The sequence below is a fragment of the Arthrobacter sp. P2b genome (assembly GCF_900168295.1).
In the GTDB taxonomy this organism is placed as follows: Bacteria; Actinomycetota; Actinomycetes; order Actinomycetales; family Micrococcaceae; genus Arthrobacter.
The window spans coordinates 12,618-30,793 of the sequence record NZ_FVZL01000010.1; the positions used below are offsets into that span (position 1 = coordinate 12,618).

Sequence of the window (18,176 nt, forward strand, 5' to 3'; positions counted from 1 at the left end):
CCTCCATTTGTACCGGGGCCTGGGTTGCCCGGTTATTGCTGTCCTGTTGAGGCCTCATCCGGAAAAGTCCGTGCTCCGCCACCCGTACAGGTGTATCGGCAGGGTCTGACAATGCTGCCGCCAGTCCCTGGAACCGGAAATTATGGAGTTATCCCCGCTGTCCACAGGTTTTCCACAGAGGCCTGTTCCGTGGGCCCACACAGGGCCCGGGACTGCAGTTTTCCCGGGGATCCCGGAGCCGCTGACTGCCCTAAGAACAGGTACCCCGCTACGCTAGCCCCCCGGGACCCGGCAGCAAAGCCGGAAGCCCCGAAGGGCTGTGGATAACCTGTGCAGTAACCGGCATAGCTTGTGCACAGCCTGTGCGAAAGGCTGTGGATAATAAAAAAGTTTGCCTCCCTGCAGCGCGCTGACCTGCGGAAATGCTTATCGGGGGATGTGGAGTAAATATTTCTTCTGTGGAATTTCATCCACAGGCCACGACGCGCCGGGGGCCCTGTATCCAGCCCGATCCATACCCGTGACCAAGTTCATGCCGAGGAAGTGGCCATCCTCATATTCCCGGTCAAGCGTTTGCCCTGCAGCCCTTCCTCCTGTATGCGCACCGGTGAATATTGCTGTGGATAAAGTGGATCTGGCATAAGCTCTATGTATGGGCGAACTACTGCTGGTGCTGTTGCCTGCGATTGTGTTGGTGGCGCTCATTTGGGGGCTGTTCACGGCGCTGAGCCCCCGCGACGCCGGCATGTCGGACGCGGAAAAATACCAGCGCGACCTCGCGGAGCGCTCAGCCCGGCACTATGCAGCCCAGGTCGAGGCCGCCACTGCAGCGCGTGCAAGGCTGGAGGCCAAGACCCGACCCAGCCAGAACACGCAGCAGCACACCCAGCAGCAGGACCATGCCCGGATGGACATGCTGAACCAGGCGGCCACCGCGGGTTCGGGCCATAACGGAGTAATGCCTGCCGGGGGTGCCCAGCTGAACCATCAGCTGGCCATGCAACTGCAGGCCATGGTCCGGAGCGGTCAAAAGGTGCAGGCCATCAAACTGCTCCGCCAAGCAACGCAATCAGATCTGGCCACCGCCAAAAAATACATAGAACGGCTCTAGAACAATGGAATCGCTTGTGGTCCCTGTCCTCATCCTCCTGGCTGTTATCGCCGGAGTTGCACTGGCAGTCCGCGCCATGGGCAGGCGGAAGGCAACACGCACGGCCGAACCGGCACAGCCGGCGGCGACGTCCGCAGAGTTGGCGCGCACTGCCGCCGCGAAGCTGTCAGAGGACGAACACCGGCGGCTCTATGCGCTGATAGCGCAGGGGCAGGCCATGGCCGCCATCAAGCTGTACTACGAAGCCACCGGCGATGGCCTGCGGGCTTCCCGCGATGCGGTGGGCGCACTGGCAGCCCACCCGCAGCCTTACCGGAGCCCCGAGGTGGCCGGCCCGGAGCAGGACGATGACGAGGACGATGAGCCCCAAAGGTTCCCGTATCGGTACCGGGCCATCGCCAGCAAAGGCGACGTGACCCGCGAGGTGAGCAGCAACATGCTCAATGACGAGATCTACGGCAGGATCCGCACCCTGGCACGCAACGGCGACACGGAGGCCGCGGCCACGGCACTCACCCGGCACTCGGACATTTCCATGAAGCAGGCCCGGGAGTTCATCGAACTGCTGGACGACTAAGGCCGGCGCCCGGAAGGGCCGGGACGCCGCGCCTAGAAGTCGAACAGCTCGCCCAGCCAGCCTTCCTTCTTCTTTTGCTGGTGCCGGCGGTCATAGTCACGGTCGTGCCCCTGTTTCCCGTACTTGCGGTCGTCGTAGCGGGGCTGCTCCCGCCGGGGCTCGAAGTTGGGGTAGAGCGGTGGCGGCGTGGGCCCGGGTGCCGGACGCGCCGGCATTGCCGGAGATGCAGCAGGCATGTCCGCGGCCCGGTCAAGGATTTTGTCGAGCTCGCCACGGTCCAGCCAGACGCCGCGGCACTGCGGGCAGTAATCGATCTCCACCCCGCTGCGCTCGGTCATCAGAAGGTCTACGGAATCCACTGGGCATTTCATGTCCCGCACAACGACCGGCGCCTCCCGAAAGTTCGCCACCGCCAGGCGTCAGCGATTTCCGGAAATGCCGGCCAATAGCTGCTCGAAGGGCAGGGACTCCATCGGAGCCGCCTTACGGCCTGGCTGAGGTCCTTCCAATAGCCGGATGAACTCGCCGGCCGCACGGTTGATTCGCTCCCCCAGGGACGATCCGCCGCCGTCCACACTGCCCCAGTCCTGGGGGCCGGCAAAGACACCGGTTGCCGCCATTCGCGTGCGGAGGTAGCTGAACAGCGGGCGCATGGCGTAGTCCAGGACCATCTGGTGGCGGTCCGTACCGCCGGTCGCACCCAGCAGGACCGCCTTGCCGTCCAGGGATTTGGGGTCCAGGACGTCGATGAATGACTTGAACAATCCGCTGAAGGATGCGCTGAATACCGGGGTCACGGCGATGATTCCGTCGGACGCCTCCACGCCGGCTATCACGTCGGCGAGGCGGGGAGCCGCGTAGCCGGGCACGAAGTTGTTGGCGATGTCCACGGCCAGGTCCCGGAGCTCCACGACGTCCACTGTCACGTCGTATCCTGCCGCGGCCAGTTGCCGCTCAGCCGACGCGGCCAGCTGGTCAGCCAGCAGGCGGCTCGACGACGGTACGCCAAGTCCTGCGGAAAGAACTGTGATGCGGCGGGTTTCCATGGCATTCTCCTGTTGCTCGTTCACTTCACCTTACATGCATTTGCATCTATACCGTGAACTGTTGCTGCCCCGGAAGTATTCCCGCGGGGATTGTTCCCTGTGCTGCCGCGCGTCTGCCAGACTACCTGGATGAATGAGAACAAGACCGGGCCCACGGAAGTGCCCGTGGAGGAGTTCCTGGCGTCCGTGGAACACCCGGTCCGGCGCGCTGACGGGTTTGAACTGCTGGAGTTAATGAAGTCCGTTACCGGGCAGGACCCCGTCATGTGGGGTCCCAGCATCGTCGGCTTCGGCAGGTACCACTACCGGTACGGCAGCGGACGGGAGGGCGATTCCGCCGCCGTAGGATTCTCACCGCGCAAGGCGAACCTCGCCCTCTACGGCCTCACCTACGGCCCGGACGCGGACAGGCTGCTCCCGGTGCTCGGCAAGCATAAGACGGGGGCGGCGTGCCTCTACATCAACAGGCTGGACGACGTTGACCGTGACGTCCTCGCCGGGCTGATCCGGAGCGGGTACCAGCATGTGATGGCTGAACTTCATACCCCGTGAAACAGCAAGAGAAAACCCCCGCCGCCGGGCTACGGCGACGGGGGTCTTTCCTGCAGTCAGCGACTACTTGCCAGCTACGACCTCAAGGTCGATCACAGCAGCAACGTCGTCGTGCAGACGGACGTTGGCCTGGTAGGAACCTACCGACTTGATGTGTGCCGGCAGTTCAACCTTGCGCTTGTCGATGCGGCCAAGGCCTGCGGCCTCAACAGCGTCGGCAACGTCGGCCTGCTTGACCGTGCCGAACAGGCGTCCGGTCTCGCCGGCCTTGACGACCAGCTTGACCGGCTTGGCGGAGAGTGCAGCGGCCTGCTTCTGAGCGTCTTCCAGGGAAGCGTGCTCGCGGGCGGCGCGGGCAGCCTTGATGGACTCAACCTGCTTTTCGCCACCCTTCGACCAGGTCAGGGCGAAGTTGCGGGGCAGCAGGTAGTTACGTGCGTAACCGTCCTTGACCTCGACAACGTCGCCAGCAGCACCGAGACCGGTTACTTCGTGGGTCAGAATGAGCTTTGCCATGTTAGTTAATCCCTTCCTTAGCCGCGGCCAGCGCCGGAGTAAGGCAGCAGAGCAACTTCGCGGGCGTTCTTGATTGCCTGTGCGATCTTGCGCTGTTCCTGGACCGTAACGCCGGTGACGCGACGGGCGCGGATCTTTCCGCGGTCGGAGATGAACTTGCGCAGCAATGCTACGTCCTTGTAGTCGATGACAGTGATGTCAGCGGCCTTCAAGGGGTTGGACTTTGGTTTGGGCTTACGGAGTTCAGCCTTAGCCATCGTGGAGCTCCTAATCTAGGGAGCCCGTGGATGTTGATCCACGGGATGGTGGTGGTCCGACGGCGGCAGCCGCTCAGGTGCCGTGAGGCACTTGGTGCGGTCCCGGCGTCGGGCCTTTATTGGTTTGTTTAGAAGGGAGGTTCGGAGTCGGGGCCGTTGCCCCAGCCGCCTGCGTTGGAGACACCGGGCGTCGCCCAGGGATCGTCCTGTGCAGCCTGCTGGTTGCCGCCGCCCCAGCCGCCACCGGAGTTGCCGCCCTGGTTTCCACCAGAGTTGCCGCCTCCGAAGCCACCGCCGCTGTTGCCGCCGCCGAAGCCGCCCTGTCCACCCTGGCCGCCGGAGCGCTGGGTGCGGTTGACCTTGGCATTGGCGTAGCGCAGGCTGGGGCCGATTTCGTCGACCTCAAGCTCGATAACGGTGCGCTTTTCGCCTTCTTTTGTTTCGTAGGAACGGCTCTTCAGGCGGCCGGTAACAATCACACGCATGCCCTTGGTGAGGGACTCGGCGACGTTCTCGGCTGCTTCACGCCAGACCGCGGCGCGGAGGAACAGGGTTTCCCCGTCCTTCCACTCGTTGGACTGGCGGTCAAAGGTACGCGGGGTGGAAGCGATGGTGAAGTTCGCTACTGCCGAACCGGACGGTGTGAACCGCAATTCCGGGTCATTGGTGAGATTACCGATGACCGTAATGGTGGTCTCGCCTGCCATCTACTGCCTCCTTGTTCGATCCTGGGTGAAGAGTGCGTTTCCTGCGGGGTAAAGAATGAAAATCGCTGCTGAAATTACTCAGCAACAACCTTCTGCTCTTCGGGGCGGGTGATCTTGGTGCGCATGATGGTCTCGTTAAGAGACAGCTGGCGGTCAAGTTCCTTGGCGGTTTCCGGCTTGGCGGTGAAGTTCACCACGGCGTAGATACCTTCGGACTTCTTCTTGATGTCGTAAGCCAGCCGGCGACGGCCCCAGATGTCAACCTTTTCGATGGTTCCACCATCGTTGGTGATGACGTTCAGGAACTTCTGAAGCGACGGCTCAACGGTACGCTCTTCGACCTCGGGGTCGATGATTACCATCAATTCGTAAGGACGCATATGTGAACCCACCTCCTTTGGGCTAAGCGGTTACGGCATTTCCGTAACAGGAGGTTCATTTGCGATGCCGTGCGATGCCCCGCCGCCGGAACGGAGGCAGGACGCAGCACAGACTTCAATATCCTAGTGCATTTGGACCGGATAGGCGATTCGCGCTTGACACGAGCCTAGGGCGGACGCTTGCCGAACGGCAGCAGGGGCAGCCCGTATGTGGAAAACCGCCCGCCCGGGGCCGAGGGCGGCTCCGGGCGGGCGGTTTTCAGTCAGGGTCAGGCAAGGTGGGCGGGAATTACGACGCCGGGCCCGCCTTCACGGGCACGTCCTGCGGTTCGCCGGCATCCCCGGCGGCAGCGGCCGGACCGGACCTGCGGTAGCGCCATACCCCGATGGCCACCACAACCGCGGCCAGGGCGACGGACAGCAGCAGCGATTCCCGGGTGGACTCCAGGATGACCATACCGATGAGCAGAGCCACGATGCTGCCGATCGCCAGCCACGTCAGGTAGGGGAACAGCCACATTTTCAGTGCGAGGTCCTTGGCGGCACTGCCCATGCGCTTGCGGAGGACCAGCTGGGATGAGGCGATGACCAGCCAGACGAACAGGGCGATGGCACCTGAGGTGTTCACCAGGAACAGGAAGACAGTGTCCGGTGCAATGTAGTTCAGGCCGACTGTCACGAAACCGACCACCGTGGAGGACAGGACTGCGGAAGCCGGCACGCCCCGCCGGGAGATTTTGGTCCAGGAGGCCGGCGCATCTCCGCGCTTGGACAGCGAGAAGAGCATCCGGCTGGCCGTGTAAAGGCCCGAGTTCAGGCAGGACAGGACGGAGGTGAGGACCACGACGTCCATGATGGTGCCGGCACCGGGGATGCCGAAGAGTTCGATGACGGCAACGTAGGGGCTCTTGGCGACACTCGCATCGTTCCACGGCAGCAGGGTGACAACGATGGCAATGGAACCGATGTAGAAGACCAGGATGCGCCAGACCGTGGACTTCACGGCCTTCTTGACGGCGTCCACCGGGTTCTCGGATTCGCCGGCTGCGATGGTGGCGATTTCCGCGCCGAAGAAGGAGAAGACCACAACCAGGATGCCGGCCAGGACCGCGCCGGGACCGTTCGGCATGAACCCGCCGTTATCGAGCAGGTTGGTCAGGCCGGGCGCCGGGACGCCGGGCACCAGGCCAAGGATGGCCGCGGCACCGAACAGCAGGAACAGCACGATGGCCGCAACTTTGATGGAGGCAAACCAGAACTCGAACTCGCCGTAGGACTTCACCGAGCCGAGGTTGGTCAGCGTGAGCAGGACCATCAGGATCAGGGCCCAGATCCACTGGTCAATGCCGGGCACCCACCGGTGCATGATCGCTGCGCCGGCCGTAGCCTCGATGCCCAGCACGATGATCCAGAACCACGCGTAGAGCCAGCCGATGCTGAATCCCGCCCAACGGCCCAGCGCCTTGTCCGCGTAGGTGGAAAACGAGCCGGTTTCGGGGTTCGCTGCGGCCATTTCGCCCAGCATGCGCATCACCAGGATCACCACGATGCCGGCGGCCATGTAGGCCACCAGGATTCCGGGACCGGCCTGCTGGATGGCCGCGCCGGAGCCCACGAAGAGGCCGGCTCCGATGACTCCGGCTATCGCGATCATGGAAAGGTGCCGCGGCTTGAGCGACTTTGCTAACTGTTGGTCAGCGGGCATGGGGGCGCCGTCCTTTGGGTCATTGCGAATGGATGGGAACCTGCGCCGGGGGCAACGGGCCGGGGCGACCGCCGGGCAAGGGCGGCGTCCAGTGCTGCGGGTCACATGTTTCTCCCACCCTAGACGCGGAGGAGGCGGGAGGCTCATGTGCATCGGCACAGACGGCAGGAGGCCAAATCAGATCTTCCCACAGGCACACGCCGTTCTGTGAACCAAGAGATTACCGTGAGGCAACTGTGAAACGTCGAGGAAACGAATGCGCCAATCTTGATCTAATCCAGCGGTTATTCAACTGCCAGCCCGTCCTTGCGCGGCGCTATATTCACTTCTAACGGCTGGGTACCGTGCTGTAGGTGATGAGCCGACAGCTTGCCGAACCCCCGGTTACGGAAGTGACCGGACGGCGCGGCTTCGTATTGGAACTGGTAGCGCTGGATAACGGTCTCCTTCTGATGGGGAGACCGCATGTCCTTAATTGGCCGAAGCAAAGAACTGGACCGGATCCTTTCGGTCATCCGGGGCCCCAAGGAGTCCGCCCTCACGGTGGCGGGTGGACGCGGGGCGGGAAAATCTGCCCTGCTGTCCGAGATTCCCACCTTGAGCGATTACCGTACGGTCTTCCTGGGCGCCAGTGCTGCGGAGTCGGACTGGCCGCTCTCGGGGCTCACGGCCCTCCTCAACGGCATGGACGAGCCCGTCCTGAACCGGATCAGCGATGAGCTCCTGCGCGACGCCGCCGGAACCATGAACGTGCCAGTGGTGTCGAGCATGCTCCTCAACGCCCTGTGCCAGCGCTCATCGTCCCGGACCGTCATTGTGATCGATGACGCAGACCAGCTGGATCCCGGCAGCCAGGCCGTCATTGGTTTCCTGGCCCGGCGGCTTTCCGGAACGGACATCGCGCTGTTTCTCAGTGTCCGCGAAGACATCCAGGACAGCCCTTTCAGCGGGCTGCCGACCCTGCAGCTTGCTGCCCTGAGCTACTGCGACAGTGTGCGGATGCTGGAGGCAATGCCCGGGCGGCACACCACGACGGCGGCGGCCCACGCGGTTGCCGCAGCCACCCTGGGAAACCCGCTCGCCGCCGTCGAGCTTTACCACCGGCTGCTGGAACGGCAGGCGGAGGGCAAATATGCCCTGCCCGTACCCTTGCCCTGCAAGGGCAGCTTTGAAGCCGAATACGCGTCCGCCGTGGGCACGCTGTCGCCGGGCGCGCGCCACGTCCTGGACCTGCTCTCGCTGTCCTGCCGCACTGACATCGCCACCCTGGAGAAAGTCAGCCCGGATGCCTGGGCCGGGTTGGACGAACTGCTGGCCACCGGTATGGTCAGCAGGTCCGGGCCACACCTGGCGATCCGGGACCAACTGCTCCGCGGTTATGTCTTCGCCGGCATGACGCCGGCCGTCCGCACAGCCGGCCACCGGGCCCTGGCGCAGGCCTCCGAAGCCACCGACCCCTACGCGCGCCGCTGGCACCTGAGCTTCACCACCCTCGAACGGCAGACCCCCTTTGGGCTGCTCCGCAGCGCGGTGGGCCTGATCCGGGGAGGGGAAGTGCCGTTCGCGGTGGAGTACATCGAACGGGCCCTCACCATCAATCCGTGGGAAGCCGAAACCGCGGCCCGCCTCACCACCCTGGCGGAGCTTCTGTTCCACCGGGGCGAGTTCGTCTACGCCCGGCGTTACCTGGACTGGGCGCAGCGGGTTACGCACAACCCCGCCTTGATCCTCCGGCTGACCGGCCTGTCATTCGAGATCGAGTTCGTCCAGGGCGGGACGGTCCATTCGAGCATGGTGCAGCGCCTGGTGAAGGAATGTGGCCAGCATGACCCGGCTTATGCGGCCAGCCTGCTGGCCGGCGCCGCCCTCTACTACGCCGAACGCTGGGAGCCGAAGGACGCCGCAGAACTTCTCCGCTTAGGGGCGGACTTCCACGGCTCAGCATCGGCTGAGAGCCTGGCCATTGCTGACCGCGCCAAACTGCTGACAGCTGCCATGGGCGGAGACACCGGCAACGTCAGCAGGAAGCACGAGCCGGCGGGAAACGCCCGCATGCCCAGCCTCCTGGTTCAGGGGCGTTCCCTCAGCTACGCGGAGCGCTACGATCATGCGCGGGAAGCATTCGCCTTGGTGCGGAGCACTGCGGGGGCAAGCAACACCATCTGGCGGCAAACCGCACTGTTCCTGGCGGTGGACAACGAGATCCGTGCGGGTAACGTGCGTGTGGCTGTCGAACTCATTGATGACCTCGAACGCCATGAACCTGAAATGAAGTACCACCGAGGCATGCGGCATGTCTTCCGGCTCTGGCGCGCCCATGCCCTGGGCGACGAGGCGCTGGCGCAAGGGTACGCCCTTGAGGCGCAGCGCTACTCGGGCGCGGAAAGCCACCCGGCCATCAGCGCCCAGCTCGCTGCCTGCCAGGGCCACTTTGCCCTCCTCCGGGGAGACCTGGCGGAGTCCTTTGCCCAGTTGTCCCGCGCGGCGGAGATCGGCATGGGTTTTGGCAATCCAACGCTGCTGCGGTGTGAGCCGGACCTCGTGGAGGTCCTCATCCGGCTGGGCCGGCACCGTGAGGCAACGCAGGCCCTGCAGCGCCTGGAAGCCCGTTCCGTTGGGCTGCGGTCACCCTGGCTGTTCACCACTGTTGCCCGCAGTCGCGCGATGCTGGCCGACGGGGAGCAGTCGCTTCAGCTGTTCAACCAGGCCCTGGAGAGCAGAACCGGCCACGATTCGCTCCTGGAGCGTGCCCGGACTTTGCTGTGCTACGCCGAGCGGCTGGGCGCCTTGGGCCAGCTGCGGGAGGCCAGGGACCGGCTGTTGTGCGCGAAGGTGTTGTTTGACGAGGCCGGAGCGCATGCCTGGACCCACCTTGTTGACGCCCTCCTTCTGGACGAACGGGTGGAGCCGTCCCGCAGTGCCGGCAACCCGGCGTTGCTGATGCTCGCAGACCATGAACGTGCCCTTGCACAAATGGTGGCCCGCGGCATGCGGAATAAGGAAATTGCCGCCAAGCTGTTCGTCTCCGTCCGGACCGTGGAAGTGCGCCTTACTGCCATCTACCGAAAGCTGGGAGTGGAATCGCGGGCACAGTTGACCGCCTTGGCGGCCAGCAAGGAGACCCCGTCCCGGCAACAGTACGTCTTGCCGGTTCTCTAGGACACAGGATTGACGGGTTCGGCTGGGTGGCGGGATCAGGGCATTTTGCCTTGTGAGCATCGCATCAAATCAGCCAGAATGCAGCGTCGCCGGCCGCGCACAACTCTGGCTGGCGGCGTGTTGGCTCGCCGTCATCGCTCGGTTGCTGCTGCCCCCCGGGGAGGCTCGTAGTTTTCCCAGATGTAGTAGGTGTCGGTGCCGTAATCGTTGTGGAGGGCGATCGTATTTGTGAGCTCATAGCCAAATGACTCCATCCGCGGCATGAGTTCACGGCTCGCCGGTGTGGCTCCGTTGAAGTAGACGTACTGCCAGTAGCGGTCACGCAGCCCGTTTTCGGCTGCCTCCATGCCATGCTGACCGTCATAGTAGATCCAGTCCGTCGTGGTGAACTGCCAGACCTCCGTATCGTGCATGAACCGGTAACGCATGGGCTCCACGACGTCACCCAGAGTCCGCATGTAGGGCGTCGCGTCCCAGGAGTAAGCCATGATGTCTGAGAGCTTCTCTGTGCTGGACCACCCGCCGTACAGTCGGTGGCTCTCGGCCAGACCGGCGATGGCCAGGATTCCAACGATGGCCACCGACACCAGTCTGCGGGCCGGGTGGACGATACGAGCGGACAAGAGGGCTCCGATTGCCAGGGAGACGAACAGCAGCCCGAAACCCAAGTGCTTTTCCAGCGAAACACTCTCACCGATGTATGCCTGATAGATGGCCGGAGCGAGCATGGCCCCGACCAACGTCGCGGCCAGGAGCGGCCGGCGCAGCTTCACCGCAACATACCCAGCCGCAACCGGGCCGACCACCAAGTATGGCCAGATGCTCCTCGTGGTCAGCATCGCTATATCCTGCCAGGGCGTGTTGTTGATTACATTCCGGTCAGTCGTTGTGGTGATCAGTCCCTCCATGGCAGGGCTGCCGACGGTGAACGCCAGGGCGGCGAGGGTCGCGGCGGCGACCATACCAGCCGTGGCAGTGAACCTGACACTGCGCCAGCGCTGGCGCGAGGACAGCAATATGACCGCCAGCACCACCGGAACGAACATAAGGGCCGCGTACTTGGAAACGACGGCGACCGTGAGCAGCAGGCCCACCGCTGGCGCCCAGGCGAACCGGCGCGTTTGGACCCCCCGGACTCCGGCAGCCATAGCCATAGCGAGCAGGGACAGGGCCATGGCATCGAAGGTTGCGAAATGCCCGAGAAACGAGGTCGGACTCGCCACGGCAAAGGCGGCGGCCGTCCAGAATGCCGCCTGAGCGTGGAAGAGTCGCTTTGCTGCGGCGTAGAGCGCGGCTGTCGCAACGAGCATCCACAACAGACTGAAGATGCGCACCAGCTCGAGGCCGCCAACCCGGTCCAGGACCGAGGCGATGACCGGGTAGAGCACCGGGGCCCCAGAGAAGTAGTGGGCAGGCTCGTCGAACAGCGGCGTACCCTGAAGCCAGTTCTCGACGATCCGGTAGCCGGTCCAGATGTACAGGCCTTCGTCGCGGTGGATGGTATTGCTCAGCCGCAGGCTCGCAATTGCCTGAATGAGCAGGATCAGGCCCAGTGGCAGGTGCCGCATCCAGGAGCGGGCGGCGGGTCGTACTTTCGCGGGCAGGAAAGAGGCGATCGCCAGCCCCCACACGGGGACCCTCGCCTCGGGGCGGCTGGGAGCGATGGCGGTCATGCGCGAGCACCCTTCTTGTTCCCGCTGATGCCCCGGAAGATATCAACCGGGTTGCGCAGCTGTCCGTTGACGTCAGCCTGCTTGCGCAGCTTGCGGGAAGGCAGCTTGACCCGCGGCAGGTCGATACCCAGCGCCAGCAGGAACACCGGCACGAAGACGTACGCATTTACCCCCACGAAAACCACGGCGGCCCACCAGTCGGCCATCGCGTACTCCGGCTGGGACAGCCGCCAGGCGAGCCCTGCCAGGACCGCGCCGAATGTGACACCGACGTACCCGACGATGAGGCGTTTGACCGTCACCGCCAACAGGGCCGGCTTGGTACTGCCGTGGCTGGGAACCCATTCCGAGGGCCGCCCGAAGAAGACGTCAAAGATTGCCACAGCGTGGGCGAAGGAGTAGATGAGCTGCGCCCGCAGCACATCGAGCCTCCAGCGCGACGAAAGCAGCAGGGGGTAAACCACGACCCACAGTGCCAGCAGCGGCAAGAGGGGAAGGAAGTTCGCGGCTGCCATGTACTGGGGAAAGACCAGGATCATGATGAGGATGGGCAGCGGGGCGAAGAACGCGTTCATCGCCGTGGTGGCGTAGTACAAAAAGCCAGACCAATATGAGAGCCGCTGGCGCACGTCCAGACCCGAGCTGGTGTGAAACTCTTCGCTCCTGACGAGCTCCATCGAGCCCTCGCACCACCGGTACTGCTGGCTTATGAACGAGTCGATGGTGTCCGGACAGATCCCCTGGGAAAGGTTTACCGGGACGTATTGGAGCCGGTAGCCGGCCTTGCCCATCGCGATGCCGGTGAACACGTCCTCAGAGTGCGCAATCGGGGGGAACCCGCCGATCTTCTCCAGCGCGGCCCGGCGGTACAGGGCTGATGTGCCGCAACAGATTGCCGCGTTGACCGAGTCCCGGCTGACCTGGATGAGGCGGTAGAAGATCTCCTGGGTTGCGCCAGCTGCCCGTTCCAGCCAGTGCATGGATTTGGGGGTAGAGAATAACTGTGGGCTCTGCACGATGCCGATAGAGGTGTCGTCCATGTAGGGCACGAGCTCGGAAAGGAAGTCCGGGCGTGGCACGAAATCGGCGTCGAAGATCGCGATGACGTCGCCGTCCGTGCGGTCGAAGGCGTAGCGCAGGTTGCCCGCCTTCTTGAACTCGCTGCCCGGACGCGCGACGTACTCGAAGCCGTGTGCTGTGGCGGCAGCCCGGACCTCCTCACGGCCCATGTCATCCAGGACGTAGACCTTGACGGTTCCCTGGTAGTCGAGCTTGGACACGTAAGAGTAGGTGTTCTTGAGAATGTCCAGCGGCTCACCGGCGGTGGGCAAAAACACATCGACCGAGGGGTACTTCACGGGAGCCCACGTCTCGACCATGAACAGGTGGTCCGGCAGGGTCACGTTGCGCCTGTAGGTCGATGTGCGCAGGCCCAGCAGCGTCTCCGCGGCGTAGAACACCAGCGGGATGAGGAAGACCAGCGTCCAGTGTTCCATGCGCGAGAAGCCGTAGAAGCTGATGGCGATGCCCAGGAACGCCAAGGCGTGCGCCCAGAAGAACCAGCGGTGCTGGGATCCTTTGATGTAGGCGTACTTTTCCTGGTCGTTCGGCGGTGCCACAACCGTGGGCTGTGGCGGTACGGTGCGGATGGCGAGCGATGTCATGTCACTCCAGACGGGGAAGGCGTGGGCACCAGGCTGGGTCACTCTGGTCCAGTGATCCGGCATGGCTCGGAGATGGTCCTCAGGCGCAGGCGATGCCGTTGCCGTCCGTGTCCAGGCCCAGGGGGTCGGTGCCCCGGACCTGGAGGGGGATGCCCTGCGGGAAGAGCGTCAGCAGTTCCGTGCAGGTCCAAGCCACCTTGATGTTGTAACCGGCGTGCTGGGCGGCGCTGGGTGGGGCGACCGGTAGGCAGGAGCGCCCGTCGCCGTAGCCGGGTGCACAACCGCCGGTGCGGGCGGCGTCGTTGACTCCGGCGTCCTGTTCCCCGCGTACCAGGGAGCGCATCGCGAGGCCGGAAGCCTGCTTGGTGGTGCCGTCGTTGACCCCCGCGCTCTCGGGGGTCACGCCCGCTGCTGCCGGACCGTGCGGTTGGGCCAGGGCGTCGCTGAGGCTTTGCTGCTTGCCGTTGCCCGGCCCGTTGTCGGCAGAGGCAACACCATGCGGCTCGGCAAGGGCGTCACTGAGGCTTTGCTGCTTGCCGTTGCCCGGCCGGGCGCCGACAGAGGCCACGTCGGGCAGTGCCGAAGCGGCGGCGGGCGTGGTGCCGTTTGACGCGGGGTTCGTTGTGGACGAAGCACCGCCCTGGCCGCCTGCCTGAGCATGGGTTGAGTGCTGCGAGTGTGTGGCGGCCGGGGAATCCCCGGGGGCGGCTACGCTTGTGCCGACCATTCCGATGAGCCCGAGGGTGGAGGCCAGGGCCACCATTCCGGCGGCCAGCGTCCTGCGCTTTTTCATCCTTATCGTCCTATCGTGATCCAGCGGGCCTCTGAGACGGCCCCCTTGTCGTCCAGGACCGTGAGCATGTACGGCCCGGGTGGCAGCAGAGCTGCGTTGCTTGGGACGAGGGCGGTCCTGGTGGTGCCGTTGCCGGTGATCGGCAGGTCCACCAGGCGGGAGTTGGTGTCCATCTGGTGGGTTGATGACATCGGGCTTGTCAGTGAGGCGCTGGTGACGTTCCCGGTGACCTCGAGGCTGATTGACTGCCCGTAGGTTGCGTCCGCCGGGGCTGACCACACCGTGGGCCGGGTGCCCCGGAACAGGTATGGCGGGTTGTAGATCGAGACGCGCATCTCCACGGAACCGTCGATCGGGTTGGAACCGAGGATCATGACCCGGCCGTCGGGCAGGAGCAGGTTCATCGAGTGGTAGTTACGCCCCACCGGGTCAGCCGGGACGGTAGTCCAGGCGTTGGTCGCCGGGTTGAAGATCGAGGCCGCGCTGATGTTGCCCGTGCGGTTGCCGGCGGCCCCGTTGGAGGCCAGGACCGTCCGGTCGAACATGTTGGTGAGATTGAGGTATTGACGGCCGCGGCCGGGCAAGTCCGGGCCGGGGCGCCAGGTCGGGTTGGTCTCGTTCATGTTGATGAGGTCCACCGTGTTGGTGGGAGCCGCACCCCGGTCGATGTAGCCACCGCCCGCGATCATGAAGCGCTGGTTCTGCGCCGGCGGCAGCAGCACGGAACCGGCGTGGTCGCGCAGGTCCTTGTCCCGCAGGCCCGGTACGTCGGCGACCTGGGCTGTGCGCCAGTCGTAAAGCGACGACCCGCTGCCCGGTCGCTGGTCACCGAAGGTATGCGCCCCGGTGTAGAACATTCGTCCATCGCCCAGCAGGAACATGTGCGGGTACTCGCCCCAGTAGCTCCAGGTCTGGGGCACCTGCGCGGTGGGCAGCCAGGAGTTGGTGGCGGAGTTGAACATCTCCGTGGTGTGTGCACCATGTGCGCCCGCGGCGTCGGTGAGGCCGCCCCCCATCCAGACGTTTCCGTTCTCCAGCTTGGTCAGGGTCGGGTACCAGCGGCCCTCGTTGGCGTCATTGGTCCGTGTGAACTGGTTCGTCGCGGGGTCGAAGATGTAGGACGAGCGCAAACCTTTAAAGCTGGTGGTCGGCGTCCACCACTCCTTGGTCCCGCCCTGGACCAGGATGCGGCCGTCGGGCAGTGTGACGTGCCCGGCGCAGAACATGTCCTCCGGGGTGGGGACCTGGGTCATCGCGCCGGTCGTGGGGTTCCAGACGTGCGTCGTGAATTGACCTGCCCGGAAGTTGCCCTCATCGTTGCCCGATCCGGCGATCACCAGGACCCGCCCGTCACGCAGCAGCGTCTGGTGGATCCCCCGGTTAGGCAGTGTGATCGAGGCGATCTCCCACTCACCCGTGGTGGCGCGCGGGTCTGTGGTGGGCGGGGGCGTGGTGGTGCCCCCATCAGCTGTGAGCGTCCAGCCCGTCGACATGACGGTGCCGTTGCCGATCGCTGCCATTCCGAACGACAGCCGCGTGGTGTCTGCCGGGATGGCGGGCACCGGCGCGGTGACCTGCGTCCAGCCAGCGGCGGCGGGCAGGGTGCGCAGCGTTGTCCAGTACTGCCAACCGCCTGTGGATGTTGCGGTGAACAGCGGGACTGAGTTGGTGGCGACCGTGGACTTGTACTGCACCCCGAGGGTGTAACTCGTGCCCGGGCTGACGGTTGGGGCGCATCCCGCTGCGTCCGACGCCATGATCTTGGCATCCCCGCTCTGGTAGCCGCTTACGGTGTAGGCGAAGCTGCGCGTATCAGCCGGGAACCCGGCCGGGACGTCCGTGGCCGACAGCGCACCGGTGCGACTCTGCGTACCCCAGGACCCCTCCATCCAACAGGTAGGAATGCCCGCGCCCGTCGCATAGTTGCCGTTAACCACGAGGTTGGTGGTCTCCGGAGGCGGCGGAGGAGGTGAACCAGCTGTGAGCGTCCAGCCCGTTGACATGACGGTGCCGTTGCCGATCGCTGCCATTCCGAATGACAGCCGCGTGGTGTCTGCCGGGATGGCAGGCACTGGTGCTGTGACCTGCGTCCAACCACCAGCTGCGGGCAGGGTGCGCAGAGTTGTCCAGTACTGCCAGCCACCAGTGGAAGTGGCAGTGAAGAGCGGGATGGCATTGGTTGCCACCGTCGACTTGTACTGCACGCCAAGGGTGTAGCTCGTGCCAGGGCTGACAGTCGGGGCGCAACCTGCCGCGTCCGATGCCATGATCTTTGCGTCACCGCTCTGGTAGCCACTCACCGTGTAGGCAAAGCTGCGCGTGCCAGCCGGGAACCCGGCCGGGACATCCGTGGCCGACAGCACGCCGGAGCGGCTGTGCGTACCCCAGGACCCCTCCATCCAGCAGGTCGGGATGCCCGTGCCCGTGGCGTAGTTAGCATTGGACACCAGATTGGTGGCATCCCCCGGCGGCGGAGGAGGAGGGGGCGCGGTACCGGTGTCGAGGGTAATCGTGTGGACCTGCGTCAGGCCGGGTGTTCCTGGGTTGGCCAGCCACTCGTCGTCCTGGAGGTGGGCTTGGACACGGTAGGTGCCCGAAGGCAGCGTGTACTGACGGGTCTGCCCGCCTGGGATCGGGGTGGTGTGGTCGCCGTCCCAGGCCACAGCGATGGTCCCGCCCGAGGGCACGGTGAAGCTGGCCTCGAAGGTGCCATTCGCTGCAGTGCCCGAGGCGGGCGCCGCAGCCACACCGAGGTTGATCTTGTCCTCGACGTTATTGGGGTATTGGTCGGAGAAATCTGTTGGGGCGCCATGGTTCTTGTCGGCATACAGCCACCACTCGACTTGGCGGACACCGGCTGTGGGGCCGGTGGGACCTGAGGTGTCCTCAACGGTGGCGCTCAGCTGCATGGTGGCACCGGCAACGTGGGTGCTGTTGTTGGCCGGGGCCACCAGAATGCCCGTAGGCAAGGCTGCCTGAGCGGGAGGGGACAGGACAATAAGCCCTGTCGCAGCCAGGCTGGCCGCAGCCGTGAGGGTTGCGAAGCGGGGGCGGGCGCGACGGTTCATGCCGATTCCACTCCGACCGGGGTGATGGCGGTGGCAGGGACCAGCGCAGGAACGCTGGCCGAGGGGCGCACCCGGTAGACGACGCGGGACGTGAAGGCGAAGCGGACCAGGAACGCGGCCGCCAGGGTCACGGCCTGGGCGACAAGGCCGGGGATGAGCAGCAGGTGCACCAGGAGCACAAGCACTGGCATGCGGACGACTGTCTCGATGTTGTTGAAGCCGAAGCTGGCTGCGAAGCGCTGCCAGAAGGGCCGGCGCTCACGCATATCGTGGAACACCAGCCGCTCCTGCATGAGGAAGTTGCTCAGGATTGTCAGCTCCGTGGCCACGAACGCCGCTGCAAGGTAGTGCGTTCCCAAGCCGAGCATGATTGACATGATCACGAGGTTGAGCACTGTGCCGAATGCCCCCACAGCTGCGAACCTGGACATCCGGGCGACCATTGGACTGACGGTCATTTTTCCCGAGCGTCGGCCGGACCCCACCGGCGACGCGGCGGGGGCAAAGTGCGTGTCCTGAAGGGAAGGAGTAGTCATATTCACCGTTGTCCTGAGCTCGAAAATGCTGCCGAGGCGTCGTACTGCCTTCAAGCTAGGCAGGGTGGGACGCTATTTGGCCTCGCGAGTGGACACCGGTGCGGGCATATGGCTGGTTCGATGTGGAACCTGCGGAAACTGCGGTATCGGGCATTACAAGAACACGGCTGATGGGCCGTAGATAGCTGGCATGGCCTCGTCCTGCCGGCTGCAGAATCTTCTGCCAACATCGCGGGTACGACAGCCCGCAGATGCGGGCGCGGCAGAACGAGGGGCGCGGTCAACTGGCACGCAGCCGCATTTGATTGGATGGTGCTTTATGTGGCTATCCGCACTCAACCGGGTGGTGTCTGCAATAAAAGGACGCCAAGCTGCTCACCGGGGGCCGGGGAACTTGTGAATCGGCTCGTGCTCAGCAGAGAGGGATCGGGC

The 18,176-nt window shown here is 64.7% G+C and carries 16 protein-coding genes; 4 read left to right on the forward strand and 12 right to left on the reverse strand.

The features are described from left to right. Positions 1 to 652: 652 nt before the first annotated feature. Together B5520_RS15085 and B5520_RS15090 are read left to right on the forward strand one after the other, a co-directional pair. A complete protein-coding gene (locus tag B5520_RS15085) occupies positions 653 to 1,111 on the forward strand; it encodes a hypothetical protein (RefSeq protein WP_079597901.1) in 459 nt (152 codons plus the stop codon). A 4-nt stretch (positions 1,112 to 1,115) separates the two neighbouring features. Further along, entirely contained in the window at positions 1,116 to 1,688 is a 573-nt protein-coding gene (locus B5520_RS15090; RefSeq protein WP_079597902.1) for a hypothetical protein, read from the forward strand. A 32-nt stretch (positions 1,689 to 1,720) separates the two neighbouring features. Here the strand turns inward: B5520_RS15090 and B5520_RS15095 are convergent, their stop codons facing one another. Beyond that, positions 1,721 to 2,047 carry a TFIIB-type zinc ribbon-containing protein gene (locus B5520_RS15095; protein WP_079597903.1) on the reverse strand — a complete coding sequence of 109 codons (327 nt, stop codon included), beginning with the start codon at positions 2,045 to 2,047 and terminating at the stop codon, positions 1,721 to 1,723. A 60-nt stretch (positions 2,048 to 2,107) separates the two neighbouring features. Next, on the reverse strand, positions 2,108 to 2,734 hold the full coding sequence (locus B5520_RS15100) for an FMN reductase (RefSeq protein WP_079597904.1): 627 nt from the start codon (positions 2,732 to 2,734) through the stop codon (positions 2,108 to 2,110). A gap of 129 nt (positions 2,735 to 2,863) precedes the next feature. Between B5520_RS15100 and B5520_RS15105 the strand changes: the two genes are divergently transcribed. Further along, on the forward strand, positions 2,864 to 3,286 hold the full coding sequence (locus B5520_RS15105) for a DUF1801 domain-containing protein (RefSeq protein WP_079597975.1): 423 nt from the start codon (positions 2,864 to 2,866) through the stop codon (positions 3,284 to 3,286). A gap of 63 nt (positions 3,287 to 3,349) precedes the next feature. Here the strand turns inward: B5520_RS15105 and rplI are convergent, their stop codons facing one another. From rplI to B5520_RS15130, 5 genes are all read right to left on the reverse strand, one after another. Beyond that, positions 3,350 to 3,802 carry a 50S ribosomal protein L9 gene (rplI, locus tag B5520_RS15110; RefSeq protein ID WP_079597905.1) on the reverse strand — a complete coding sequence of 151 codons (453 nt, stop codon included), beginning with the start codon at positions 3,800 to 3,802 and terminating at the stop codon, positions 3,350 to 3,352. Between the two features lie 17 nt (positions 3,803 to 3,819). Then, positions 3,820 to 4,059 carry a 30S ribosomal protein S18 gene (rpsR, locus tag B5520_RS15115; protein ID WP_003800144.1) on the reverse strand — a complete coding sequence of 80 codons (240 nt, stop codon included), beginning with the start codon at positions 4,057 to 4,059 and terminating at the stop codon, positions 3,820 to 3,822. Positions 4,060 to 4,187: 128 nt separating this feature from the next. Then, positions 4,188 to 4,766 carry a single-stranded DNA-binding protein gene (locus B5520_RS15120; RefSeq protein WP_079597906.1) on the reverse strand — a complete coding sequence of 193 codons (579 nt, stop codon included), beginning with the start codon at positions 4,764 to 4,766 and terminating at the stop codon, positions 4,188 to 4,190. Between the two features lie 74 nt (positions 4,767 to 4,840). Next, complete coding sequence (gene rpsF / locus B5520_RS15125) at positions 4,841 to 5,146, reverse strand: 30S ribosomal protein S6 (protein WP_015939036.1); 306 nt, start codon at positions 5,144 to 5,146, stop codon at positions 4,841 to 4,843. Positions 5,147 to 5,435: 289 nt separating this feature from the next. Continuing rightward, on the reverse strand, positions 5,436 to 6,851 hold the full coding sequence (locus B5520_RS15130; protein WP_079597907.1) for an amino acid permease: 1,416 nt from the start codon (positions 6,849 to 6,851) through the stop codon (positions 5,436 to 5,438). Positions 6,852 to 7,316: 465 nt separating this feature from the next. Between B5520_RS15130 and B5520_RS15140 the strand changes: the two genes are divergently transcribed. Beyond that, positions 7,317 to 10,010: a LuxR family transcriptional regulator gene (locus tag B5520_RS15140; protein WP_079597909.1), complete on the forward strand. Its 2,694-nt coding sequence runs from the start codon at positions 7,317 to 7,319 to the stop codon at positions 10,008 to 10,010. 131 nt (positions 10,011 to 10,141) lie between these two features. Here B5520_RS15140 and B5520_RS15145 read toward each other — a convergent pair whose 3' ends face one another. The 5 genes from B5520_RS15145 to B5520_RS15165 form a co-directional block, all read right to left on the reverse strand. Beyond that, complete coding sequence (locus B5520_RS15145; RefSeq protein WP_079597910.1) at positions 10,142 to 11,683, reverse strand: ArnT family glycosyltransferase; 1,542 nt, start codon at positions 11,681 to 11,683, stop codon at positions 10,142 to 10,144. Then, positions 11,680 to 13,347 carry a glycosyltransferase family 2 protein gene (locus B5520_RS15150; RefSeq protein ID WP_176156887.1) on the reverse strand — a complete coding sequence of 556 codons (1,668 nt, stop codon included), beginning with the start codon at positions 13,345 to 13,347 and terminating at the stop codon, positions 11,680 to 11,682. The genes B5520_RS15145 and B5520_RS15150 overlap by 4 nt, the downstream gene beginning before the upstream one ends. Before the next feature lie 79 nt (positions 13,348 to 13,426). Continuing rightward, on the reverse strand, positions 13,427 to 14,140 hold the full coding sequence (locus tag B5520_RS15155; protein WP_079597912.1) for a hypothetical protein: 714 nt from the start codon (positions 14,138 to 14,140) through the stop codon (positions 13,427 to 13,429). A gap of 2 nt (positions 14,141 to 14,142) precedes the next feature. Then, positions 14,143 to 17,208, reverse strand: a complete 3,066-nt coding sequence (locus tag B5520_RS15160; RefSeq protein ID WP_079597913.1) for a galactose oxidase early set domain-containing protein — start codon at positions 17,206 to 17,208, stop codon at positions 14,143 to 14,145. Continuing rightward, positions 17,205 to 17,744 carry a GtrA family protein gene (locus B5520_RS15165; RefSeq protein ID WP_079597914.1) on the reverse strand — a complete coding sequence of 180 codons (540 nt, stop codon included), beginning with the start codon at positions 17,742 to 17,744 and terminating at the stop codon, positions 17,205 to 17,207. The genes B5520_RS15160 and B5520_RS15165 overlap by 4 nt, the downstream gene beginning before the upstream one ends. Between the last annotated feature and the right edge of the window lie 432 nt (positions 17,745 to 18,176).

Excerpts from the sequence above, each read along its gene's own strand:
- B5520_RS15085 (WP_079597901.1), top strand. The coding sequence starts at position 653 with ATGGGCGAACTACTGCTGGTGCTGTTGCCTGCGATTGTGTTGGTGGCG.
- B5520_RS15090 (WP_079597902.1), top strand. The coding sequence starts at position 1,116 with ATGGAATCGCTTGTGGTCCCTGTCCTCATCCTCCTGGCTGTTATCGCC.
- B5520_RS15100 (WP_079597904.1), bottom strand. The coding sequence starts at position 2,734 with ATGGAAACCCGCCGCATCACAGTTCTTTCCGCAGGACTTGGCGTACCG.
- B5520_RS15105 (WP_079597975.1), top strand. The coding sequence starts at position 2,864 with ATGAATGAGAACAAGACCGGGCCCACGGAAGTGCCCGTGGAGGAGTTC.
- rplI (WP_079597905.1), bottom strand. The coding sequence starts at position 3,802 with ATGGCAAAGCTCATTCTGACCCACGAAGTAACCGGTCTCGGTGCTGCT.
- rpsR (WP_003800144.1), bottom strand. The coding sequence starts at position 4,059 with ATGGCTAAGGCTGAACTCCGTAAGCCCAAACCAAAGTCCAACCCCTTG.
- B5520_RS15120 (WP_079597906.1), bottom strand. The coding sequence starts at position 4,766 with ATGGCAGGCGAGACCACCATTACGGTCATCGGTAATCTCACCAATGAC.
- rpsF (WP_015939036.1), bottom strand. The coding sequence starts at position 5,146 with ATGCGTCCTTACGAATTGATGGTAATCATCGACCCCGAGGTCGAAGAG.
- B5520_RS15130 (WP_079597907.1), bottom strand. The coding sequence starts at position 6,851 with ATGCCCGCTGACCAACAGTTAGCAAAGTCGCTCAAGCCGCGGCACCTT.
- B5520_RS15140 (WP_079597909.1), top strand. The coding sequence starts at position 7,317 with ATGTCCTTAATTGGCCGAAGCAAAGAACTGGACCGGATCCTTTCGGTC.
- B5520_RS15145 (WP_079597910.1), bottom strand. The coding sequence starts at position 11,683 with ATGACCGCCATCGCTCCCAGCCGCCCCGAGGCGAGGGTCCCCGTGTGG.
- B5520_RS15150 (WP_176156887.1), bottom strand. The coding sequence starts at position 13,347 with ATGACATCGCTCGCCATCCGCACCGTACCGCCACAGCCCACGGTTGTG.
- B5520_RS15155 (WP_079597912.1), bottom strand. The coding sequence starts at position 14,140 with ATGAAAAAGCGCAGGACGCTGGCCGCCGGAATGGTGGCCCTGGCCTCC.
- B5520_RS15160 (WP_079597913.1), bottom strand. The coding sequence starts at position 17,208 with ATGAACCGTCGCGCCCGCCCCCGCTTCGCAACCCTCACGGCTGCGGCC.
- B5520_RS15165 (WP_079597914.1), bottom strand. The coding sequence starts at position 17,744 with ATGACTACTCCTTCCCTTCAGGACACGCACTTTGCCCCCGCCGCGTCG.